This is a genomic window from Nonomuraea sp. NPDC048892 (assembly GCF_040649735.1).
Taxonomy (GTDB): Bacteria; Actinomycetota; Actinomycetes; order Streptosporangiales; family Streptosporangiaceae; genus Nonomuraea; species Nonomuraea maheshkhaliensis.
The window spans coordinates 125,403-146,625 of the sequence record NZ_JBEZFZ010000015.1; the positions used below are offsets into that span (position 1 = coordinate 125,403).

The 21,223-nt window shown below is 71.7% G+C and carries 18 protein-coding genes; 9 read left to right on the forward strand and 9 right to left on the reverse strand.

Translation table 11 applies throughout. The annotated features are described in order from the left end of the window. Positions 1–31: 31 nt before the first annotated feature. Together AB0C28_RS37145 and AB0C28_RS37150 are read left to right on the forward strand one after the other, a co-directional pair. Positions 32–1,453, forward strand: coding sequence for an ATP-binding protein (locus tag AB0C28_RS37145; RefSeq protein WP_358080231.1), 1,422 nt, complete (start codon positions 32–34; stop codon positions 1,451–1,453). 31 nt (positions 1,454–1,484) lie between these two features. Next, positions 1,485–2,672: a tetratricopeptide repeat protein gene (locus AB0C28_RS37150; protein ID WP_358080232.1), complete on the forward strand. Its 1,188-nt coding sequence runs from the start codon at positions 1,485–1,487 to the stop codon at positions 2,670–2,672. Between the two features lie 16 nt (positions 2,673–2,688). Here the strand turns inward: AB0C28_RS37150 and AB0C28_RS37155 are convergent, their stop codons facing one another. Next, positions 2,689–3,669 carry an aldo/keto reductase gene (locus AB0C28_RS37155; RefSeq protein WP_357853210.1) on the reverse strand — a complete coding sequence of 327 codons (981 nt, stop codon included), beginning with the start codon at positions 3,667–3,669 and terminating at the stop codon, positions 2,689–2,691. A gap of 56 nt (positions 3,670–3,725) precedes the next feature. Here AB0C28_RS37155 and AB0C28_RS37160 point away from each other — a divergent pair, with 56 nt between their 5' ends. The 6 genes from AB0C28_RS37160 to AB0C28_RS37185 all read left to right on the forward strand — a co-directional run bounded on the left by AB0C28_RS37160 (position 3,726) and on the right by AB0C28_RS37185 (position 10,630). Then, the gene (locus tag AB0C28_RS37160; protein ID WP_358080233.1) at positions 3,726–4,610 is read left to right on the forward strand and encodes a LysR substrate-binding domain-containing protein; all 885 of its coding nucleotides are present in this window, start codon (positions 3,726–3,728) and stop codon (positions 4,608–4,610) included. Positions 4,611–4,641: 31 nt separating this feature from the next. Then, positions 4,642–4,842 carry an EF-hand domain-containing protein gene (locus AB0C28_RS37165; protein ID WP_346114678.1) on the forward strand — a complete coding sequence of 67 codons (201 nt, stop codon included), beginning with the start codon at positions 4,642–4,644 and terminating at the stop codon, positions 4,840–4,842. A 64-nt stretch (positions 4,843–4,906) separates the two neighbouring features. Next, the gene (locus AB0C28_RS37170; protein WP_357853203.1) at positions 4,907–6,085 is read left to right on the forward strand and encodes a helix-turn-helix domain-containing protein; all 1,179 of its coding nucleotides are present in this window, start codon (positions 4,907–4,909) and stop codon (positions 6,083–6,085) included. A 65-nt stretch (positions 6,086–6,150) separates the two neighbouring features. After that, positions 6,151–7,083: a nucleoside hydrolase gene (locus AB0C28_RS37175; RefSeq protein WP_358080234.1), complete on the forward strand. Its 933-nt coding sequence runs from the start codon at positions 6,151–6,153 to the stop codon at positions 7,081–7,083. A 28-nt stretch (positions 7,084–7,111) separates the two neighbouring features. Then, a complete protein-coding gene (locus AB0C28_RS37180) occupies positions 7,112–8,773 on the forward strand; it encodes an alpha-amylase family protein (RefSeq protein ID WP_358080235.1) in 1,662 nt (553 codons plus the stop codon). 102 nt (positions 8,774–8,875) lie between these two features. Further along, complete coding sequence (locus AB0C28_RS37185; protein WP_358080236.1) at positions 8,876–10,630, forward strand: 5'-nucleotidase C-terminal domain-containing protein; 1,755 nt, start codon at positions 8,876–8,878, stop codon at positions 10,628–10,630. On the opposite strand, the gene AB0C28_RS37190 is transcribed toward AB0C28_RS37185, so the two are convergent. From AB0C28_RS37190 to AB0C28_RS37205, 4 genes are all read right to left on the reverse strand, one after another. Next, the gene (locus AB0C28_RS37190; protein ID WP_358080237.1) at positions 10,627–11,367 is read right to left on the reverse strand and encodes a cytochrome d ubiquinol oxidase subunit II; all 741 of its coding nucleotides are present in this window, start codon (positions 11,365–11,367) and stop codon (positions 10,627–10,629) included. The genes AB0C28_RS37185 and AB0C28_RS37190 overlap by 4 nt on opposite strands. A gap of 13 nt (positions 11,368–11,380) precedes the next feature. Then, the gene (locus AB0C28_RS37195) at positions 11,381–12,631 is read right to left on the reverse strand and encodes a cytochrome ubiquinol oxidase subunit I (RefSeq protein WP_358080238.1); all 1,251 of its coding nucleotides are present in this window, start codon (positions 12,629–12,631) and stop codon (positions 11,381–11,383) included. Between the two features lie 96 nt (positions 12,632–12,727). Beyond that, complete coding sequence (locus AB0C28_RS37200; RefSeq protein ID WP_358080239.1) at positions 12,728–13,396, reverse strand: response regulator transcription factor; 669 nt, start codon at positions 13,394–13,396, stop codon at positions 12,728–12,730. Beyond that, the gene (locus tag AB0C28_RS37205; RefSeq protein WP_358080240.1) at positions 13,393–14,532 is read right to left on the reverse strand and encodes a sensor histidine kinase; all 1,140 of its coding nucleotides are present in this window, start codon (positions 14,530–14,532) and stop codon (positions 13,393–13,395) included. The genes AB0C28_RS37200 and AB0C28_RS37205 overlap by 4 nt, the downstream gene beginning before the upstream one ends. A 70-nt stretch (positions 14,533–14,602) precedes the next feature. Here AB0C28_RS37205 and AB0C28_RS37210 point away from each other — a divergent pair, with 70 nt between their 5' ends. Further along, a complete protein-coding gene (locus tag AB0C28_RS37210) occupies positions 14,603–14,824 on the forward strand; it encodes a hypothetical protein (RefSeq protein ID WP_346114688.1) in 222 nt (73 codons plus the stop codon). Positions 14,825–14,864: 40 nt separating this feature from the next. Here AB0C28_RS37210 and AB0C28_RS37215 read toward each other — a convergent pair whose 3' ends face one another. The 4 genes from AB0C28_RS37215 to AB0C28_RS37230 form a co-directional block, all read right to left on the reverse strand. Then, positions 14,865–15,773, reverse strand: a complete 909-nt coding sequence (locus AB0C28_RS37215) for an acyl-CoA desaturase (RefSeq protein ID WP_357853494.1) — start codon at positions 15,771–15,773, stop codon at positions 14,865–14,867. Between the two features lie 273 nt (positions 15,774–16,046). Beyond that, a complete protein-coding gene (locus AB0C28_RS37220; protein WP_358080241.1) occupies positions 16,047–19,052 on the reverse strand; it encodes a BTAD domain-containing putative transcriptional regulator in 3,006 nt (1,001 codons plus the stop codon). Positions 19,053–19,135: 83 nt separating this feature from the next. After that, a complete protein-coding gene (locus tag AB0C28_RS37225) occupies positions 19,136–19,873 on the reverse strand; it encodes a hypothetical protein (RefSeq protein WP_357853176.1) in 738 nt (245 codons plus the stop codon). 43 nt (positions 19,874–19,916) lie between these two features. Then, a complete protein-coding gene (locus AB0C28_RS37230; protein ID WP_358080242.1) occupies positions 19,917–21,191 on the reverse strand; it encodes an NAD(P)/FAD-dependent oxidoreductase in 1,275 nt (424 codons plus the stop codon). Between the last annotated feature and the right edge of the window lie 32 nt (positions 21,192–21,223).

The following is a 21,223-nucleotide window of genomic DNA, read 5'->3' on the forward strand; positions in this document are numbered from 1 at the left end:
AGACCGAAACCGCGACAGAAGGGAACGGCACGTGTCGGACGATGCCGGCCTTCAGGCCCTCCGCGAGGCGGCGCGCCTTTCTCCGGACAACCTCCCCCTGCGCCAGCACCTCGCCGGGCAACTCCTGGCCAAGGGGTACCTCGCCGAGGCCGAGGCCGAATTCCGCGCCGCGCTCGTGCTCGCGCCCAAGAACCCTGACATCATCGCCGGCCTGGCCGAGGCGTTCGTCCGGCAGAGCGCGTACGGACCCGCGCTGGCCGCGCTCGAACCCCTGCTGGCCGAGCCCGGCTACCCGCCCAGGCTGGGCATCCTCGCGGCCAGGGCCCTCATGGGCGAGGGCGACATGGGCCGGGCCGCCTACCGGTACTTCGAGGCGATCAACAGGGACGCCTCCCTGGCCGATCCCGACCTGGCCGGCCGCCTGACCCCGGGCGGCCCCGGCAGCCCGTGGCCGCCCCCGGCCGCCGCGCCGCCCCCCATGCCGGCGACCCCGTCCGGCTCCCCGCCCCCTCCGCATGCATATCCGAGCGGCCCCGGACCCGCCACGCCGCATGTCGCACCCGCGAACAGCGCCACCGCCGAGGTCGAGCGCTCCGGCGTGACGTTCGCCGACGTCGCCGGCATGGAGACGGTCAAGGAGGCGCTGCGGATCAAGCTCCTGCTCCCGCTCCAGCAGCCCGAGCTCTACGCCGCGTACGGCAAGCGCGCCGGCGGCGGCGTCCTGCTCTACGGCCCGCCGGGAGCGGGAAAGACGCACCTGGCCAGAGCGGCCGCCGGTGAGCTGGGCGCGGCGTTCGTCAACGTCGGCCTGTCGGACATTCTCGACATGTACGTCGGCTCCAGCGAGCGCAACCTGCACGCCACATTCGACCTGGCCCGCCGCAACCGCCCCTGCGTGCTGTTCTTCGACGAGGTGGACGCGCTGGCCGGCCGCCGCTCCGACATGCGTCACGCGCAGACCAGGCAGCTGGTCAACCAGTTCCTGTCGGAGCTCGACGGCGTGGACCAGAGCGCCAACGAGGGCGTCCTGGTGCTGGCCGCCACGAACGTCCCCTGGTACGTGGACGCCGCCTTCCGCCGCCCCGGCCGCCTCGACCAGCCGGTGTTCGTGCCGCCACCGGACGCCGCCGCCCGCGCGGCCATCCTGCGCATCCTGTGCCGGGACAAGCCGCTGGCCGAGATGGACTTCGACGCCGTGGCGCGGGTGACCGAGCACTTCGTCGGCGCCGACCTCAAAGGCCTGGTGGACCGGGCGGTGGAGGCCAAGCTGCAGCAGTCGATCAGCGCGGGCCGGCCGATCCCGCTGTCCACGCAGGACCTGCTGGCCGCGGCCCAGACGCTGCGCCCGACGGCGGTGCGCGAGTGGATGGCGACCGCCCGCAACTACGTGCTGCACGCCAACGACTCGGGCGCCTGGGACGAGCTGATGCCCTGGGTGAAGGGCAAGTGGTGACGGTCGCCGGCCCGGTCGAGTGGAGCACGTGGTGAAGGCCGCCGATCCGGTCGAGCGGGCGCGTACGCTGATCCAGCTGCGCCGCCCCGCCGACGCCGAGCGCGAGCTGCGCGGCCTGCTCGCCCAGGAGCCCGAGCGCGTCTCCGGGCACGCCCTCCTGGGGCTCGCCCTGATCCTCCAGGGGCAGGAGGGCGAGGCCGTCGAGGAGGCCCAGGAGGCGGTACGGCTCGCGCCCGACCAGTGGTTCCCCCAGTACGCCGCCGCCCAGGTGTACTACCGCGCCCGGCGGCCCGAGCAGGCGATGACCGCCGTCCGCGAGGCCCTGCGGCTCGAACCCCAGCACGTCCCGAACTGGGAGGTGCTGGCCCGCGTGCACATGCTGCGGGGCGAGTGGGCGCTGATGGCCGGCGCGGCCAGGCAAGGGCTCGCCATCGATCCCGAGGACCGCGACCTGGTCAGCCTGCTCTCGCTGGCCTGCACGAACCTGGGCGACGGCGGTCAGGCGATGGCCGCCGCCGCGCACGCCGTACAGCTCGACCCGGAGAACCCCACCGCGCACTTCGTGCGGGGACGCGCGGCGCTCAGGTTCGGCGAGCCCCGGCGGGCGGCGGAGTCGTTCCGTGAGGTGCTCAGGCTCGACCCCGGCTTCGGGGCCGCCAGGGACTACCTGGTGGCGGCGCTGAAGCAGCGCAACCCGCTTTATCGGGTGCTCTCGCGGCTGCGCGGCCGGTTCACCGGCGGCTGGCGGCTGATCTTCCTGCTGCCCGCTGTCCCGCCCGTCATCGTGGTCTTCGTTCTCGTCGCCGTGCTGCACTGGGTGGCCTGGATAGCCGAGGCGTGGACCACGTTGCGGCTGGCCCGCGCCAAGGCGACCAGGCTGCTGTTCGAGGGCGCCGAGGCCCGGGTGGCGCTGGCGTGCTGGGGCCTGCTGGCGGCCGGTGGGCTGCTGCTCGGGCTGGGCATCGGGCTCGGCGCCGAGCCGGTCGGCACGGCGGGCGTGACGGTGATGGCCCTGGTCACGCCGCTGCAGGAGGCCGCGCACACCGGCTCGCCGCGCGGGCGGACGATCCTGTACGGCTGGACGGGCCTGCTCGCCCTGGCCGCCGCCGTGGCCGTGATCGTCACCCAGCCGGTGGTGGCCCTGCTCGCCGTGTACGCCGCCCTCGCCACGGTCTGGCTCGCCACCCTCGTCCGCGGCCGCCCGGCCGGCAGCCTCTGACCACGCACAACGGGTGTCAGAGCAGCGTCCCGCCGCTCACCTCGAACCCGTTCAGTGCCTTGTCGATCCTGGCGAGCGTGTCCGGGTGCAGGGTCAGGTCGGCGGCGGCCAGGTTCTCCTCGATGTGCGCGGGAGTGCGGCTGCCCGGGATGGCCACCACGTGCTCGTCCTGGTGCAGCAGCCAGGAAAGGGCGAGCTGGGCCGGGGTGAGCCCGAGATGCGTGGCCAGGGTCCGGATCGGGGCGTAACGGTCGTTGTTGCCCGCCAGGTTCTCGGCCGAGAAGCGGGGCGCGTTGTGCCGGAAGTCGCCCTCGCCGAGCGCCCGCACCGTACCGGTGAGGAAGCCGTTGCCGAGCGGGCTCCAGGCCACGATCCCGACACCCAGTTCGCGTGCCGTGGCCAGCAGGTCGGCGTCCACGGGCCGCCACATCGACCACTCGTTCTGCACGGCCGCCACGGGGTGCACGGCGTGCGCCGCCCGCAGTTGCGCGGCGGTGACGTTGGACAGGCCCAGGTGCCTGACCAGCCCGTCGCGGACCAGCTCCGCCATCGCACCGGCCGTCTCCTCGATGGGGACGCCGGGGTCGGGGTAGTGAGCGTAGTAGAGGTCGATCACGTCGGTGTCCAGGTTGCGCAGGCTGCGCTCGGCGTAGCGGCGGACCAGGCGGGGCTCGGCGTTCACCCGCAGCTCGCCGAAGGCGTAACCGACGGGATACGACCGGCTCGGCTCGCCCTCCGGGATCGCCAGGCCGAACTTGGTCGCCACGACCACCTCGTCCCTGCGGCCCTTGATCGCCCGGCCGACCAGGCGTTCGTTGTGACCGTCCGAGCCGTAGGCGTCGCTGGTGTCCACGAGGGTGGCGCCGGCGTCCAGCGCCGACTTGAGCGCGGCCTCGGCGCGGGTGTCGTCGATCTCGCCGTACACACCGGGCGAGAGCACCATCGCGCCGTAGCCGATGGCGGGGACCTGGAGGTTTCCGAGTACGCGGGTCTTCATGCGCTCGATCCTGCGGCCGGGACCGCCGGAGCGTCCAAGACCTTTTGCTATAACCGATGGCTATGGACGTGCACCTGCGGGAGTTGCGGTACTTCGTGGCGGTGGCCGACGAGCTGAACGTGACACGGGCCGCCGAGCGGCTGTTCGTCTCCCAGCCCGCGCTGTCCAAGCAGCTCAGGGTGCTGGAGCGGCAGCTGGGCTTCCGGCTGTTCGACCGGGTGCCGAGCGGGGTGGTGCTCACCAGGCAGGGTGCGGCCCTGCTGCCGGCCGCCCGCGACCTGCTGGAACGCTGGGGCGCTGGGGTGGAGCGGGCGCGGGCGGCGGCGCCGGCCGGCACGCTGGTGATCGGGATGCAGACCGCCGTGGGCAGAGGGCTGCAGCAGGAGGCGCTGCGGCGCTTCCGTACGGCGATGCCGGGGTGGGAGGTGTCGCTGCGGCTGGTCGGCTGGGACGACCCCAGTGGCGGGCTGGCCGACGGGTCCTCCGACGTGGCCTTCATCTGGCTGCCGGTGCCGGCGGGGCTGCGGACGTACGTGCTGGCCAGGGAGGAGCGAGGCGTGGCGATGCCGGCCGATCACCGGCTGGCCGGGCTGGCGGAGATCCCGTTCGCGGAGCTGCGGGACGAGCCGTTCATCGCGCTGCCCCCGGCCGCGGGGGCGCTGCGGGACTTCTGGCTCGGGCTCGACGTGCGGGAGGACGAACCGGTGATCGGGGTGACCGCCAACACGGCGGAGGAGGTCTTCGAGGCTGTGACCAGCGGACTCGGCGTCGTTCTGGTGGCGGAGGGGAACGCGAGGCTGTACGACCGGCCGGGAATGACGTACCGGCCCGTTAAGGGGCTGCCTCCTGGGGAACTCGCCATTGCCTGGCGCGAAGGGAATGCCACCCCACAAGTCCTGGCATTCATCGACGCGCTACGACAAGTCACGACTAAGGTCTGACGCGATATCGGACCAAGCGGGAAGGGTGACCATGAGCGACTACGCGACCACCTTCGAACTGATCGACGCCGACAAGGACGGCCGCATCTCGGCCGTCGAGCTCGTCCGGCTGATGGAGGTGATGGGCCAGCCCGTGACGCTGGAGGCGGCGCAGGCGGGTGTGCAGCGGCTCGACAAGGACGGTGACGGGCTGATCGACGTCGAGGAGTTCGGCGCCTTCCTCCAGAATTGACAATAAACAAGCACTTGCTTCACATTCTTCTGTTGCCTGGGTCACAATGGCGACAGGAGGGACGATGGCCATCAGGAGTGACGTCAGCGAAAGCCGCATCCCCGCGGAGATCGTCAGAACGCTCAGGTCGGGCATCGGCCGGGTCTCGGAAGAGGTGATCGAGGAGATCCAGACCCGCATCCCCGAATACGCCCGGCCCTCGGACGAGATCTACATCAAAGTCGTACGAATGGCGGTCGAGCAGGCCATCGAAGGTTTCCTCGACCGCGTCGAAGACCCCGGCGCCCCCTGGGACCCCGAGCCGTTCCGCATGATCGGCAAGGGGGAGGCGGCGGAAGGACGCAACCTGGAGCCGCTCCAGGCGGCGATGCGGCTCGGCGCCCGGGTCGGCTGGCGGCGGCTCACCGAGATCGCCGGCCCGCTCGGGCTGTCGCCGCAGTGCCTGTACGGCCTGGGCGACGCCATCTTCGTCTACCTCGACGAGCTGGCCGACGCCGCCGCCGAGGGCTTCGAGTACGCCAGGGCGCACGAGGCGGGCGAGATGGACCGCCGCCGTAACCGCCTGCTCGACCTGCTGCTCAGCCGGCCGCCCGCCGGCCAGGAGGCCATCGCCGACCTGGCCAAGGCCGCCGGCTGGCGGCTGCCGAGGACCGTCGCCTGCGTGGCGCTCGACGAGCAGCACGGCGCCCGCCGCGTGCCCCCGCTGCCGCCCGACGTGCTGACCGGCCACGAGCGGCCCGCGCCGTGCCTGCTGGTGCCCGACCCGGCCGGCCCCGGCCAGGCCCAGACACTGGAGCACGCGCTGCGCGGCCACCGCGCGGCCATCGGCCCCGCCGTCCCCCTGACCTCGGCCGCGACCTCGCTGCGGTGGGCGGGCGAGGCGCTGGAGCTGTCGCGGCGCGGCGTGCTGCCCAGGGGGCTGCTGCGGTGCGAGGACCACATGGCCACGCTGGTCGTGTTCAAGGACGAGGAGCTGGTCAGCGCCCTGGCCGAGGTACGGCTGGCGCCCCTCGCCCACCTGCGGCCCACGCAGCAGGACCGGCTGGCGGAGACACTGCTGGCCTGGCTGCGGCACGGCAGGGGCGCGGGCGAGGTGGCGGCCAAGCTGCACGTGCATCCGCAGACCGTGCGTTACCGGCTGCGTCAGCTTGAGGAGCTGTACGGCGACCAGCTCGCCGACCCCGACATCCGGTTCGAGCTGGAGATCGCCCTGCGCGCCAGACAGGCGGTCATGACCCGCTGACCGGGCTCGGCCCCACGCCGCCGACCGGCCGCGTTCCACCGCAGTCCGGTCTATACCATGGGCGGATGCCGAAACCGGTCATATTGGACTGCGACCCCGGACACGACGACGTCTTCGCGATCTGGCTGGCGGCCGGCGACCCGGAGATCGACCTGCGCGCCATCACCACCGTCGGCGGCAACGGCCTGCTCACCCACACCACCTACAACGCCAGGGTGGTGACCGGCCTGGCCGGGATCACGGGCGTGCCGATCTCGCCAGGAGCCGCCAGCCCCCTGGTGCGGGTGCTGACCCCGGCCGAGTCGATCCACGGCGCCAACGCGCTCGGCGGCCCCGAACTGCCCGAGCCGGTCGTGACCGCCGACCCGCGCACCGCGATCGAGCTGATCGGGGACGTCCTCGACACGGCCGGCGAACCGGTGACGATCGTGGCCACCGGCCCGCTGACGAACATCGCCCTGTTCGTCCGGGCCCACCCGGAACGGCTGCCCCTGATCAGGGAGGTGGTCTGGATGGGCGGGTCGACCGGGCGCGGCAACATCACCCCGTACGCGGAGTTCAACTCCTGGACCGACCCCGAGGCGGTCGCCGTCGTGCTCGGCTCGGGAGTGCCGTTCACCATGATCGGCCTGAACGTCACCCACCAGGTGCTCGTCACGCCCGAGGTGATGGCGAGGATCGGCGCGATCGGCAACAGGACGGCCGCCTTCGGCGTCGAGCTGCTCGCCTTCTTCAACGCCACGTACGAGCGCGACCAGGGCATGCCGGCCGGCCCGCTGCACGACCCCGTCGCGATGGCCCTGGTCGCCCGCCCGGGCCTGGTGACCACGGTCGGCACCAGGATCGACGTCGAGCTGCACGGCACCGAGACGGCCGGCGCGACCAGCGTCGACCTGCTCGGCAAGCTCGGCCGCGAGCCCAACGCGCGCGTGGCCACCGGCGTGGACGTCGAGGAGTTCTGGGAACTGGTCGAAGCGGCGATCCGTACGCTGTCATGACCTGCCCCGCCGGGGGTAGCGGGAACGGATGCGACTGACGTACACCTCCGACGTCTGGTGGAAGAACGCCGTCGTCTACTGCCTGGATGTGGAGACGTTCAAGGACGGCAACGACGACGGCGTGGGCGACTTCCGCGGCCTGACGCAGCAGATCGACTATCTCGCCGGGCTCGGCGTGACCTGCCTGTGGCTCATGCCGTTCTTCCCCACCCCCAACAAGGACGACGGCTACGACATCACCGACTTCTACACCGTCGATCCGAGGCTCGGCACGCTGGGCGACTTCGTGGAGTTCATGCGCACCGCCCACGACCGCGGCCTACGGGTCATCGCCGACCTCGTGGTCAACCACACGTCCGACCGGCATCCGTGGTTCAAGGAGGCCCGGTCGAGCAAGGACTCGCCGCTCCGCGACTGGTACGTCTGGTCCGACACCCCGGAACCGGACAACCCCGACCAGGTCGTCTTCCCCGACAAGGAGAACAGCGTCTGGGAGTACGACGAGGGCTCGGGCCAGTACTACCTGCACAGCTTCTACCGGCACCAGCCGGACCTGAACGTGGCCAACCCCGAGGTCAGGGACGAGATCGCCCGCGTGCTGGGCTTCTGGATGGAGCTGGGGCTGTCCGGCTTCCGGGTGGACGCGGTGCCGTACCTGATCGAGAACGTCGATCCGAAGCTGGCCGAGCCGCACGAGTTCCTGGCCGACCTGCGGGCGTTCATGACCCGGCGGATGGGCGGATCGATCCTGCTCGGCGAGGTGAACGTCGCCTACAAGGACCTGGTCTCCTACTTCGGCGACGGGCTCGGCGACCAGATCACGATGTGCTTCGACTTCATCGGGATGCAGAAGGCGTGGCTGTCGCTGGCCCGCTGCGACGCGGGGCCGCTGTCGGAGGCGCTGCGCGAGCGGCCGAAGCCGCCCAAGGACTCCCAGTGGGCCGTGTTCCTGCGTAACCACGACGAGCTGACGCTGGACAAGCTGACCGAGGACGAGCGGCAGGAGGTCTTCGCGGCGTTCGGGCCGAGCGAGGACATGCAGATCTTCGGGCGCGGGCTGCGCCGCCGCCTGCCGCCCATGCTCGGAGGCGACCCGCGGCGCGTCAAGATGGCCTACAGCCTGCTGTTCTCGTTGCCCGGCACGCCGGTGATCTTCTACGGCGAGGAGATCGGGCTGGGGGAGAATCTGAAGGCGGAGGGCCGGATGGCGGTCCGCGTCCCCATGCAGTGGTCGCGCGACGGCGGGTTCAGCCGGGTGGAGCCGGTCCGGGCCGTGCCCGAGGGCGCGTTCGGCCCCGAGCGGGTGAACGTGGCCGACCAGAAGCGCGACACCGACTCGCTGCTGCGCTGGTTCCAGTTGCTGATCGAGCGCTACCGCGAGTGCCCCGAGCTGGCGTGGGGCGAGTCCACGGTGCTGGACACGGGCGAGCCGGCCGTCTTCGCGCACCGCTGCGACGCCGACGGGGCCACGGTGGTGGTCGCGCACAATCTCAGCGACACGGCGCGGGAGGCGGAGCTGCGGCTGGACGGGCTCGGCGGCTGCCGGCTCACGGATCTGCTGGTGGACGGGACTACCGAGGTGCCGGACGGAGGCGTGGTGCGGCTCACGATGGAGCCGCACGGCTGCCGCTGGTTGCGCGCCTCACGTCCGGACGTCGCGCCCGAGGACGCCTCGGTGAAGTCACGGTGAATCGTGGTCGCGGAGAGCTCCGGGCCGCTGAAAGCTCCAGGGCGAGCTTGATCGGCATTTTCGTAATCAATGAGTAATTTGTCGAGATTAATCTCCAGCAGCATGCAGACCAAGAAGCTCGCCCTCACCGGAGCCGCCGCGCTGTGCGCGCTGGCCCTGGTGGCGCCCCCCGCGCAGGCCGGCAAACCGGCCAGAACGGTCATGGTCACGGTCATGGGCACGTCCGACCTCCACGCCAACGTGCTCAACTGGGACTACTTCAAGGACGGCGCCTACACCGACAGCCAGGGCAACGCCGTCGGCCTGGCCAAGGTGTCCTCGCTGGTCAACCGGATCAGGGCCGAGCGCGGAGCGGATCGTACGCTGCTGTTCGACTCGGGTGACACCATCCAGGGCACCCCGCTGGCGTACTACTACGCCAAGGTCGAGCCGATCACCGAGACCGGTAAGACCCACCCGATGGCCAAGGCCATGAACGCCATCGGCTACGACGCCGTGACGCTGGGCAACCACGAGTTCAACTACGGGCTGCCGCTGCTGGCCACCTGGATCAAGCAGATGAAGGCCCCCGTGCTCGGCGCGAACGCCGTCCGCGACCGGTCGGGGCTGCCGGCGTACCAGCCGTTCGTCATCAAGGCGATGAAGGTCAAGGGCGACAAGCCGGTCAAGGTGGGCGTGCTCGGTCTGACCAACCCGGGCGTGGCCATCTGGGACAAGGCCAACGTCGAGGGCAAGCTGCGCTTCACCGACCTGGTCGAGACGGCCAGGAAGTGGGTGCCGGTCATCCGCGGCCTCGGCGCGGACGTGGTCGTCGTGACCGCGCACGCGGGCGACAACGGCCTGTCCTCCTACGGCGGCGACCTGCCCGTCGAGAACGCCTCCGCGCTGGTGGCCGAGCAGGTGCCGGGCATCGACGCGGTGCTGTTCGGGCACGCCCACAACGAGGTCGCGCAGCGGTTCGTGACCAACAAGGCGACCGGCAAGCAGGTGCTGCTGACCGAGCCGGGCAGGTGGGGCCAGCGCCTGTCGGTGCTCGACTTCCAGCTCGCCAAGCAGCGCGGCAAGTGGACGGTCACCGGCAAGTCCTCCACCACGCTGAACACGAACACGGTCGAGGAGGACCCGAAGATCGTCCGGCTGCTCAAGCCGCAGCACGACACCACGATCGGCTACGTCAACAAGGTCGTCGCCCAGTCGGCCCAGGAGCTGGTGGCCACGGAGTCGCCGTACAAGGACACGCCGATCCTCGACTACATCCAGCACGTCCAGGTCGAGACGGTCAAGAAGGCGCTGCCGGACAACACGCTGCCGGTGCTCTCGATCGCCGCGCCGTTCAGCCGCAGCGCCGTCTTCCCCGCCGGCGACATCCGGGTCAGGGACGTGGCCGGTCTGTACGTCTACGACAACACGCTGCTGGCGGTGAAGCTGACCGGCGCGCAGATCAAGGACTACCTGGAGTACTCCGCCAAGTACTTCAACCAGCTCGCCCCCGGCGCCCCCGTGGACCCGGCCACGCTGACGAACGCCGGCAACACCCCCGACTACAACTACGACCAGCTCTCCGGAGTGTCGTACGACATCGACGTGGCCAAGCCGGTCGGGCAGCGCATCGCCAACCTGAGCTACGACGGCGCGCCGCTCCCGGCCGACAAGGAGTTCGTCGTCGCGATCAACAACTACCGCCAGTCGGGCGGCGGCGGCTTCCCGCACGTGACCACGGCCCCGGTCCTCTACAACGCCCAGGTGGAGATCAGGCAGGCGCTGATCGAGTACGCCACCGCGCAGGGCACCATCGACCCGGCCGACTTCGCCGCCCCCAACTGGAAGCTCACCAGGGACGGCCAGCCGCTGTTCTAGAGATAGGAGGGCCCGCTCACCCGGCGCCGGAACGTCCACCACACCCACGCCTGGGAGGCCACCAGGAACGGGATCAGCGTGAGGACGACCGGCACCAGCAGCGGCCCCGACGTGCCGGGCTCCAGCGGCAGCCGGAGCCCGGCCAGCACCCCCACCACCACGAGCGCCGCCGCCGTCAGCGCGTACGCGCGCCACTCCCCGGCCCCGCCCGACAGCACGGCGGCCCGCTCGCGCAGGGTTCCGCGCAGCCGCAGCGCCGCGAACGTCAGCCCGTGCGTGCCGAACAGAGCGGTCAGCACCAGCGCGGGCAGCGCCGCCGCCGGCCCCTCGATGCCGAGCAGCACGTGGGACAGCAGCGTGCCCCAGCTCAGCGCCAGCCCCCAGCTCCCGGCCACGATCGCGCCGTCCCAGAACGCCTGCCAGCGCGCCCCCGGCACCCGCCCGCGCAGCCAGAGCCCCATGTCGCGCACCACCCACGCCACCAGCAGCGTCACCACGACGGTGTAGTTGCCGTGCAGCAGCTCGCCCTCCGACTGGGGGAACAGCCCGGCCAGCACTCCGGCCGCGGCGACCAGCCAGACCTCGTTGCCCAGGAAGAACGGCGCGATGGCGGCGATCACCTCGCGCCGCTCGGCGGACGAACGCCCGAGGTACGGCAGCGCCATGCCCACCCCGATGTCCGCCCCGGCCAGCACCAGGTAACCCAGGACGAAGAAGGCCAGGATGAGGATCTCCACGATCGGCTCCTTTTCAGAACGAGGGGGCGGGGACGGGGGCGTCGATCGGCCGGTCGCCCAGCGCCACCGCAGCGGGTCCGCGCCGGGCGTGCCTGGCCAGCAGCCAGGTGTTGACCGCGATGAGCACGCCGAACACCGTGCAGAACGCGATCAGGGAGAACCGCAGCTGCCCCGCGGTGACCGGGGACATGGCCTCCGAGGTGCGCAGCAGCCCGTACACGGCCCATGGCTGGCGCCCCATCTCCCTGAAGATCCAGCCGCTCAGCATGGTCACGAACGGCACCGGGATCATCAGCACGAGCAGCCCGTGCCACAGCCGGAACCCGCGCACCACCGGCCGGAACAGCATGAGCAGAAAACTCAGCCCGGCCACACCCAGCATGACCGCGAACAACGTCAGCATCGTGATCCCGCCCGCCTGCACCCACGCCACGGGCGGCAGATAGTCACCCGGCCCGAATGCGGCCACCATCTCGGCCTGCGCCTCGGCCAGCCGGCCGGCGTCGTTCGTCCAGGCGGCAGCCTTGGCGGGCTGCAGGGTTTGGAACGAGATCCCGCCGAACACCGCGTTCATGAAGACGGCGGGCAGCGCCACGCCGACCCCGATCCGCAGCGACTTGCGGAAGACGTCCTGCTCGGGCGTGCGCCTGAACAGGTGGTACGCGCTCACCCCGGCCACGAAGAACGCCCCCGTGATCAGCCCGCCGACCAGCACGTGCCAGAACGCGAGCTGGGCCGCCGGGTTGGCCACCATCGCGCCGAAGTCCGTCAGCCGCAGCCGCTCGCCGTCCAGCACATGGCCCACGGGATTCTGCAGGAAGCCGTTGGCGGTCATGATGAAGAACGCCGACGCGTACGCCGTCAGCGTCACCACCCAGATCACCGCCAGGTGCGCCCACCGGTTCAGCCGGTTCCAGCCGAAGATCCACAGGCCCAGGAACGTGGACTCGACGAAGAACGCCGCCAGCGTCTCGATCGCCAGCGCCGAGCCGAACACGTCGCCGGCGTAGTTCGTCAGCCCGCTCCACGACAGCCCGAGCTGGAACTCCATCACGAGCCCGGTGACGATGCCCATCGCGTAGTTGATCAGGTAGAGCTGGCCCCAGAACCGCGTCATCCGCAGGTGCACGGGGTTGCCGCCGACGGTGGCCCAGGTCTGGATGACCGCCACGATCGTGGCCAGGCCGAGCGTGAGCGCCACGAACAGGAAGTGCGCGCCCGCGGTGAGGGCGAACTGCAGGCGGGCGAGGTCCACGGTGTCCATGCCCCGAGCCTCCGGGCAGGACACCGCGCGCCGCGTCATGCCCGGGCGGGCACCCGGCGTACACCCCAGGTGGCATGGGCCGGGCCGGCGTACGACTCAGGGGGTAAGCCAGCCCGGGGTGATCATGCCGGCCTCGTACGCGATGACCACGAGCTGCGCCCGATCGCGCACGGCCAGCTTGGTCATGATCCGGCTGACGTGCGTCTTCGCGGTGGCCGGGCTGAGCACCAGCCTGGCCGCGATCTCGTCGTTGGACAGGCCCGCGGCCACCAGCGTCATGACCTCGCGCTCCCGCTCGGTGAGCGCGTTCAGCCGCGGTCCCGGCTCGGGGCGCTTGACCCGGCCGGCGAACTCGGCGATCAGGCGGCGCGTGATCGAGGGGGCGATCAGCGCGTCGCCCCTGGCCACGACCCTGACCGCGTGGATCAGCTCGGCCGGCTCGGTGTCCTTGACCAGGAACCCGGCCGCGCCCGCGCGCAGCGCCCCGTACACGTAGTCGTCCAGGTCGAACGTGGTCAGGATGATCACCCTGACGCCGTCGAGCGCGGGGTCCCCGGCGATGCGGCGGGTGGCCTCCAGGCCGTCGAGCTCGGGCATGCGGATGTCCATGAGGACCACGTCGGGCCGGTGCTCGCGGGCCCCGGCGACGGCCTGCGCGCCGTTGGCGGCCTCGGCCACCACCTCGACGTCCTCCTCGTCGCTGAGGATGGAGCGGAAGCCGGCCCGGACCAGAGTCTGGTCGTCGGCGAGGAGTACGCGGATCATCGAGTCCCGTTCGTCGGCTGGTTCAGTGGCAGGCGGGCGGCGACGCGCCAGCCGCCCTCGGGTCGCGGGCCCGCGTCCAGGATGCCGCCGAGCGCGGCGGCCCGCTCGCGCATGCCCTGCACGCCGAAGCCGCTGCCCTCGTCGTAGACGGCGCCGGGGCCTTCGTCATCGACTTCGATCTCGACGTGCCCGGACGCGCTGGTGAGGCGGAGCGTGGCCCGGTCGGTGCCGGAGTGGCGGGAGACGTTCGTCAGCGCCTCCCTGACGATGCGGGCGGCGGCCAGGTCCACCTCGGTGGGCAGCGCGTCGAGCGGCCCGGACAGCTCGGTACGCACGTCCAGGCCGGAGGCCCGCACCAGCGCCTCCACCCGGGCCAGGCTGTCGTGGGGAGCGGTCGGCGCGTCCTCGTCCACCTGGCGCAGCACTCCCAGCGTGGTACGCAGCTCGCGCAGTGTCTCCTTGCTGGTGTCCTTGATCGTCCGCAGCGCCGTCTCGGCCTCCTCGGGCCGTTTCTTGAGTCCGTGCAGCGCCGCGGCGGCCTGCACGTTGATCATGGAGATGTTGTGCCCCAGGACGTCGTGCAGCTCCCTGGCGATCCGCAGCCGCTCCTCGCCGGCCCGCCGCCTGGCCTCCTCCTCCTTGCTGCGTACGGCGTCCAGCGCGTGCTGCCTGGCCTCCTCCAGGTACGCGCGGCGGTTGCGGGTGACGCCGCCGAACGCGATGGCGGCCACCACCCACCCGGCGATCATCACGAACAGGCTGTCGTCCACGTGCCGCACGCCGCCGCTCTCGCCGATCCCCATGGCCAGCAGCGAGGCGCCGCCGGTGGCGATGGCCGCGGTCAGGTGCCCCAGGTCGGCAGCGGAGTACAGGCAGACGAACAGCAGCACGATGATCGGCCCGTCGACCGTGGCCCACGGGTAGTAGACGGCCACCGACACCGCCACGACGATCAGCGCCGCGACGGGAAAGCGCTCCCGCACCAGCAGCCCGCAGGCGGCGGTCAGCGGCAGGACGAGGTCGAGCGCGTTCACCGGGTTGACGCGCGGGAGGAAGGCGTAGGACGCCAGGGTGCCGATCAGCGCGACGGCAATCGTCACGGATGTCACGATCGTGCTGGTCGACGGCCTGCTCATGACTCCTATTGTCTACATATCCGCATATGGCGGGGTAATTGGCGGCGCGCATCCTGGGTAGAGCCGGTGCATGAGCACCAAGGACGAACTCCGGCAGGTCGAAGAGGATCTGGCCCGGCTGCGTGCCGAGAACCAGGAAGTCCGCGACCAGATCCGCGACATCGGCGCCACCGACCAGGTGGAGATCGCGACGATGATCAGCCAGGCGGACGAGCAGGTCGAGCTGATCGCCGGGCTCGAACGCCGCCGCGACGCCCTGATCCAGCGCCTGGAGGAAGAGGGCGCCCGGTAGGGGCGCCCCGCGTGGTTCGGCCTCGCCGGAGTTCCGGCGTTCAGCGTCGCCGGAGCTCGGCGCCGACCTCGTGCAGATGGCTCAACGCCTGACCGTACGACGTGAGCAGCCGGGTCTGGAGGTAGTCGACGCCGATCTCGGCGCAGTAGCGCTCGACGATCGGCTGGGCCCGGCGCAGGTTCGGCGCCGGCATGTGCGGGAACAGATGGTGCTCGATCTGGTAGTTGAGCTGGCCGAGCGCCACGTCCGTGAACAGGTTGCCGCGCACGTTGCGGGAGGTCAGCACCTGCTTGCGGAGGAAGTCGAGCTTGTCCTCCTTGGTCAGCACCGGCATGCCCTTGTGGTTGGGGGCGAACGTGCAGCCGAGGTAGAGCCCGAAGAGCCCCTGGTGCACGAGCAGGAAGAGCAGCGCCTTGCCGACCGGCAGGATGGTGAAGATCAGGCCGAAGTAGAGGACGAAGTGGGTGACCAGGAGCGTCAGCTCCAGGCGGCGCCGCTTGGCGGCCGGGTTGAGCAGTGCCTTGAAGCTGGCGATGTGCAGGTGCCAGGCTTCGAGCGTGAGCAGCGGAAAGAACCAGAAAGCCTGATATTTTGCGATAAATCGTGGCAGGCCATTGCTGTTCGCCGCCTGCTCCTGGGACCAGACGATCACGGCGGGGGAGACGTCGGGATCGTGGTCCTCGTGGTTGGGATTGGCGTGGTGGCGGTTGTGCTTGGTGTTCCACCAGCCCCAGCCGAGCCCCACGCCGAAGTTCCCGATGATCAGGCCGGCGATGTCGCTCGGCCGCCTGGTCCTGAAGACCTGCCGGTGCCCCAGGTCGTGGGCGAGGAAGCCGAGTTGCGTGAACACCACGGCCATCACGACCGCGACGAGAAGTTGCAGCCAGGAGTCGCCCACCCAGGCGAACAACGCCCAGCAGCCGAGGTAGACGAGGGCCGCGATGCTCATGCGTACGGCGTAGTAGACGGGACGCCGGTCGAGCAGACCGGCCTCCGTGATGCGATGGGCTAGTCGGGCGAAGTCACTGCCTCGAGTGTCGATCGTGCCTGGACTGGCCACTGCTCTCCTTACCTCGCGGTGCAAGTTGCCCTAACCATGGCGTATCAACCGCCAAACGGGAAGAACATCGGGTGACGGCGTGAGCTACCCCAGCGTTTCGATCGGGAACGTGGCGCGGGGCCGCCGGGGTCGCAAGTGCGTGCGGCGCGGGGCCGGGTGTGCTCAGGGCGGGGCCGCCGGGGGCCCGAGTGCGCTGAGAGCGTATTTCTCCGGCTCGGGAAGCGCCGCGCCCTCCCGCAGCGCCGCCCGGCAGCCGTCGGGACCCAGTGCCCGTTCGCACGCTCCGGTCAGCCGGGCGACGTACGGATCGGCGGACGCGCCGATCCCGCGCAGCGCCCGAGCGGAGCCCAGCAGCATGGCCGCCGGCCGGGGCTCCAGGTGCTCGGCCACGCCCTCCAGCACGGTCGCCCGCGCCGTCCGGTCGGAGCAGCCGGCCATCAGCTCCAGCGCCCGCCGCAGCGGCCCGGCCGGCCCACGGCTCACCTTGGCCAGCTCGACGTGCATGAACGCCCTGCACTGCGTGGACACCTCCGCCTCCATCGCCAGCGCCGCCTCCAGCAGCCGCGCCGCTTCAGCGAGGTCACCGGTGCGCCGGGCCAGCTCGCCCCTGGCGTGCCTGACCCGGGCCACGACGCCCTGGTCCTCCGAGCGCACGGCCGCCGCCCAGGCCCGCTCCAGCGCCTCGGCCGCCCCCTCGTGGTCGCCCGCCCTGGCCTTGAGCTGCCCGAGCCGCAGCAGGAACGTCATCGGCCCCAGCGGCGTCTCCAGCCCCGACAGCTCGGTCGCCAGCCGCTCGGGCTCCTCGCCCAGGGCGACGGCCGCGGCGAAGTCGCCCCGGTTCTCCGCCACCAGCGACAGCCAGTAGAGCGCCGCCCACTGCCCCCACCGGTCGCCGGTGCTCCTGAACCCGGCCAGCGCCGGCTCCAGCAGGTCCTCCGCCCCGGCCACCGTCCCGTACTCGAACCTGACGATGCCCCCGACCAGCAGCGCCGCCGACCGCGTCCACGGGTCGGGATGCCCGCGCAGCTCGGCCACGCCGCGTTCGGCCAGCTCCACCACGTCCTCCGGCGGCTCCATCACGGTGGCCAGCGCCCACGCGTTCAGCGCGGCCGGATGATCGGACGCGCGCACCGCCTCGTTCAGCCCGCCGCCCGTCGCCGCCAGGCACAGCCCGTACGCCAGCTCCCGCCCCGGCGGCACTATGTCGCCTGCCCGCTCCAGCACCTCGGCACTCCGCTCGGTGATCTCGCGGCGCCGGCCCCGCATGATCCACGGCCAGAAGCACGGCAGGACGGCCCGCAGCGGGTCGTCGGTGTGGCGCAGTGCCGCGTCCAGGTTGCCGCGCTCCGCGTCCAGCACGGCCAGCCAGGTGAGCTGCTCGCCGGTCCGCAGGTACGGCTCTGCGGTCTCGGCCAGCTCGGTGTAGTAGCGGGCGTGGGCCCGGCGCAGGCCGGGGAGGTCGGCGGCGGCGTACTGCCTGATCGTCTCCAGCATCGTGTAGCGGTCGCCGTCGAACGCGATGAGCGACTTGTCCACCAGCGAGGAGAGCAGGTCGAGGTCGCCGCCGCAGATCTTGGCGATGGCCTCGTACGTGGCGCCGCCGGAGAAGACCGTCAGGCCCCGCAGCAGCTCGCGTTCGCGCTCCGAGAGCAGGTTCCAGCTCCAGTCGATGACCGCGCGCAGCGTGCGGTGACGCGGCTCCGACGTGCGCCCGCCACGGAAGGTCAGCCGGTCGCCGAGCTGCGCCACCAGCACCGGCACCGGCATCGTGCGCAGCCGGGCGGCGGCCAGCTCGATGGCCAGCGGGATGCCGTCCAGCTCGCGGCAGATCCGCGCCGCGTCCGCGTCGTCCACGCGCAGATCGGGCCTGGCGGCGGCGGCCCGATCCCTGAGCAGCTCCCGCGCCGGCCCGTCGGGCAGCGGAAGGACCTGGTGCAGGCGTTCGCCGGGGACGTCCAGCGGCTCCCTGCTGGTGGCCAGGATCCGCAGCCCCGCCACCTGGGACAGCAGCCACCGGGCCACCCGTGCGGCCTCGTCGATCAGGTGCTCGCAGTTGTCCAGCACGATCAGGGGCGCGCGCCCGCGCAGCGTCGTCACCAGGTCGGTGGTCCAGAACACGGCCTCCAGCGCCGCCCGCACCCCGGTGACAGCGGCCAACTCGACCAGCCACACACCACCGGCCACGCCCAGCCCCGCACCCGTTCCCAGCCCTGCGCCCGTCTCCAACCCTGCGCCCGTCTCCAACCCTGCGGCCACCTCCACGGCCAGCCGTGTCTTTCCGGCTCCGCCGGGACCCACCAGCGTGACCAGCCTGGACTCGCCGAGCTGCCGGGTCACCAGATCGATGTCCTCCGAGCGGCCGACGAAGCTTGTGAGCCTGGCGGGCAGGTTGCCCCCGGCGGCCGGCTCGTCGTCGCGCAGTGCCGCCAGGTGCGCCTCCCGCAGCTCGGGCCCGGGATCGACGCCCAGCTCCGTCGCCAGCGCCGTCCTGATCCGCTCGAAGACGGTCAGCGCCCCGGCCCGCCTCCCGCCGGCGGTCAGGGCCCGCATGAGCAGGGCATGGAACGGCTCCCGCAACGGATGCGCTACCACCAGCCCCTCCAACTCGGCCACCAGCCCATCGAGCCCGCTCACCGGCCCACTCACCGGCCCGCCCACACCCCGACCACCGACAGGGCCGAAGCCGGCGATCGGGTCGGCGTTCGGGAGGGCGTTCGGGAGGGCGTCGAGGTCAGCGGAGATGCGGGCGGCCAGGGTCGTCAGCCGCAATTCCTCCAGCCGCGCCGCAGGACCCGCCGCGAACGGCAGCTCCGCCGCGTCGGCCAGCGCGGGGCCCCGCCACAGCGCCAGCGCCCGCCCAGCATCGCCGTCGCGGGCCAGTCGTTCGAACGCCCACGCGTCTACCTCGCCGGCCGGCACGTCGAGCAGGTAACCGGCCGGATGAGAGGCGATCAGCCCAGGAGCCTCCCTGCGCGCCCTGGACACCAGCGACTGCAGCGCCGCCGTCGGATGCGCGGGCTCGTCGTCCGGCCACAGGTCGTCGATCAGGCGGTCGGCGGTCACCACCCGGCCGGGGTCGAGCGCGAGCCGTACCAGCAGCGCCCGTACCCGGGCGCCGCCGATCTCGCCGCCCGCCACCCGCAGGGGCCCCAGGATCCCGACCCGCATCCGCCCTCCACGACCGCACGCCGAGTCCACACTAACCGCCACCCCACCGCCCCGACCCCGACCGACCCGGCGAGCGCGGGCGGTCACAGCCCGAGCCGCTCCCGCAGCAGCTCGACCGGCAGGTGCGGCACCGTGGCCTCGTGGAACACGGGCAGCCCCACGATCAGCTCCCCGTCCACCACCCGCAGCCCGTCGGGCGCGGAGTACCCCCTGGTCTGCCGTGGCTCGATGGCGTAGTAGCCGCCGGTGCCGTAGTCGATCCGCACGCTCTCCAGCGACGGCCGCGCGCTGGCCAGGCAGGCCCCCATCGGCAGGCCCAGCTCCGTCGGCGAGGTGAGCGCGTGGGCGTGACCGGCCACGACCAGCGCCGGTTCCACGCGCGCCGTCAGCACCCGTTCGGCCATCAGGGCGTCCCGCTGGGACCAGTCGCCGGTGAACATGCCCCCGTCGAACAGCGTGACCGTCAACCCGGGAACGGCCTTGAGCATCGCGAGGTGCCCGGCCGTGACGCGCCCGTCGCCGAGCCACCACAGCGGGTGGTCCAGCCCCGTCCCCTCGCTCAGATAGACGTCGAGCTGGTGCTTGAGGTCTCCCGGCCATTCGAGGGCCAGGTGGGTCAGCCCGAGCGCGCGCATGAGCCCGTGGATGATCAGCGGGTTCTCCCTGACGCCGTGCACCTCGCCGAGCAGCAGCAGCCCCGACTCCTCGATCGAGCGCCTGGCGCGGTCGAGCGCGCCCTGCTCGGCCCGCAGTTCGTAGTCGTCCGTACGGAATTCGGCGACGGCCTTGAGCAGACCGTCCAGCGTGTCGACGCCTGGCATGCCTCCACATTCTTCGCCAGGCCCCCTCCGCGCAACAGGTGAGTCAGGAGAACACCTTGGCCTTGAGCGCGGGAACGTGCCCCACCACCCGCAGGAACGTCTTGAACCCGATCCGCGCCGTCCGGTTGTCCCCGACGAACTGCTCGGCCGCGCGCCGCGAGTCGCGTACGGCGGCGAAGCCGTACTCCCGCATCTCCGTCTCGTAGCGAGCGATGGCCGCGACCGGGTCGCCGCCGGCGGTGAGTCCGGTGGTGAGTGCGGTGCGGAGCAGACGCGCGTCGCGCAGCGCGGTGTTGGCGCCGATGCCGCGCATCGGCGTCATGCTGTGGATGGCGTCGCCGAGCAGGGTGACCGTGCTGGCCGGCCAGGGGTCGATCGGGATCGAGGTACGGATCGGCAGCAGCGAGACCGTGCCCGGATGCGACAGCTCGACCAGCCTGCGCAGGTCGGGATGCCAGGACGCGATCATGCTCGCCACGGTCTCCTTGAGCTGCTCTCCCGTCATCCCGGAGAGGCCGGCGGGAAAGCGCTTGGACGTCGCGCCGAACACCCACAGGATGTAGCTGCCGGTGTTGTCCATCAGCGCGCCCTCCTGCTCGGTCCCGCCGATCCCGTCCTCGCGCACGGGGCCCGCGCCCAGGTCGTGCGGAGCGGTGAAGAACCCCATCCCCTGGGGCGGGATCACGCTGTTGGGGCCCTCGACCAGCCGGGGCGCGAGCAGCTTCCTGCTCGCCTCCGTCAGCGGGAACTTGCCCGCCAGGGTGGTGATCCCGGTGTCCACTCGCTCGGCGTGCGGCAGGTACTGCTTGCGCACCCGGGAGTTGCCGCCGTCCGCGCCGACCACGATGTCGGCCGTCTCGTTCGTGCCGTCGGCGAAGAAGAGCCGCACCCGCCCGCCGGACAGCCGCTCGTAGCGCTCGAACGTCTTCCCGAACCGTACGACGTCGTCCAGGCCGGACAGCAGCACCTGCCTGAGCGTGATGCGGCTGACGGAGTGGTGGTCGTCGGCCGGGTCGGCGGCGGCGGGGGTCTCGATCAGCGCCAGCGTGCGCAGCCGCTCGGTGAGGAAGCCGAAGTCCTGGCCGCCTCGTCCGGTCGTGTCGAGGAAGGCCTGCCACAGAGGGGCGGGCAGGCAGTCGTGCAGGGCGCGGGCGCCGTGGGGGTCGATGTGCACGCGGTAGCCCTGCAGCCGGTCGGCCGGGGTCCGGTCGCGCTCGTAGACGGTCACGTCGAGCCCGGCCTTGAGCAGCCCCTGGGCCAGGCAGAGCCCGCCGACCCCGCCGCCGATGATCGCGATGCGCTTCTTCTGCGTCGTCATGTCTCCGACTATCAACCAATCGGATGAAACTG

What these genes read in the sequence shown, in the direction of transcription:
- AB0C28_RS37215 (WP_357853494.1), bottom strand. Translation starts at nt 15,773, where the DNA reads ATGAGCATCGCGGCCCTCGTCTACCTCGGCTGCTGGGCGTTGTTCGCC.
- AB0C28_RS37185 (WP_358080236.1), top strand. Translation starts at nt 8,876, where the DNA reads ATGCAGACCAAGAAGCTCGCCCTCACCGGAGCCGCCGCGCTGTGCGCG.
- AB0C28_RS37155 (WP_357853210.1), bottom strand. Translation starts at nt 3,669, where the DNA reads ATGAAGACCCGCGTACTCGGAAACCTCCAGGTCCCCGCCATCGGCTAC.
- AB0C28_RS37195 (WP_358080238.1), bottom strand. Translation starts at nt 12,631, where the DNA reads ATGGACACCGTGGACCTCGCCCGCCTGCAGTTCGCCCTCACCGCGGGC.
- AB0C28_RS37210 (WP_346114688.1), top strand. Translation starts at nt 14,603, where the DNA reads ATGAGCACCAAGGACGAACTCCGGCAGGTCGAAGAGGATCTGGCCCGG.
- AB0C28_RS37170 (WP_357853203.1), top strand. Translation starts at nt 4,907, where the DNA reads ATGGCCATCAGGAGTGACGTCAGCGAAAGCCGCATCCCCGCGGAGATC.
- AB0C28_RS37175 (WP_358080234.1), top strand. Translation starts at nt 6,151, where the DNA reads ATGCCGAAACCGGTCATATTGGACTGCGACCCCGGACACGACGACGTC.
- AB0C28_RS37180 (WP_358080235.1), top strand. Translation starts at nt 7,112, where the DNA reads ATGCGACTGACGTACACCTCCGACGTCTGGTGGAAGAACGCCGTCGTC.
- AB0C28_RS37230 (WP_358080242.1), bottom strand. Translation starts at nt 21,191, where the DNA reads ATGACGACGCAGAAGAAGCGCATCGCGATCATCGGCGGCGGGGTCGGC.
- AB0C28_RS37225 (WP_357853176.1), bottom strand. Translation starts at nt 19,873, where the DNA reads ATGCCAGGCGTCGACACGCTGGACGGTCTGCTCAAGGCCGTCGCCGAA.
- AB0C28_RS37200 (WP_358080239.1), bottom strand. Translation starts at nt 13,396, where the DNA reads ATGATCCGCGTACTCCTCGCCGACGACCAGACTCTGGTCCGGGCCGGC.
- AB0C28_RS37160 (WP_358080233.1), top strand. Translation starts at nt 3,726, where the DNA reads ATGGCTATGGACGTGCACCTGCGGGAGTTGCGGTACTTCGTGGCGGTG.
- AB0C28_RS37220 (WP_358080241.1), bottom strand. Translation starts at nt 19,052, where the DNA reads ATGCGGGTCGGGATCCTGGGGCCCCTGCGGGTGGCGGGCGGCGAGATC.
- AB0C28_RS37205 (WP_358080240.1), bottom strand. Translation starts at nt 14,532, where the DNA reads ATGAGCAGGCCGTCGACCAGCACGATCGTGACATCCGTGACGATTGCC.
- AB0C28_RS37165 (WP_346114678.1), top strand. Translation starts at nt 4,642, where the DNA reads ATGAGCGACTACGCGACCACCTTCGAACTGATCGACGCCGACAAGGAC.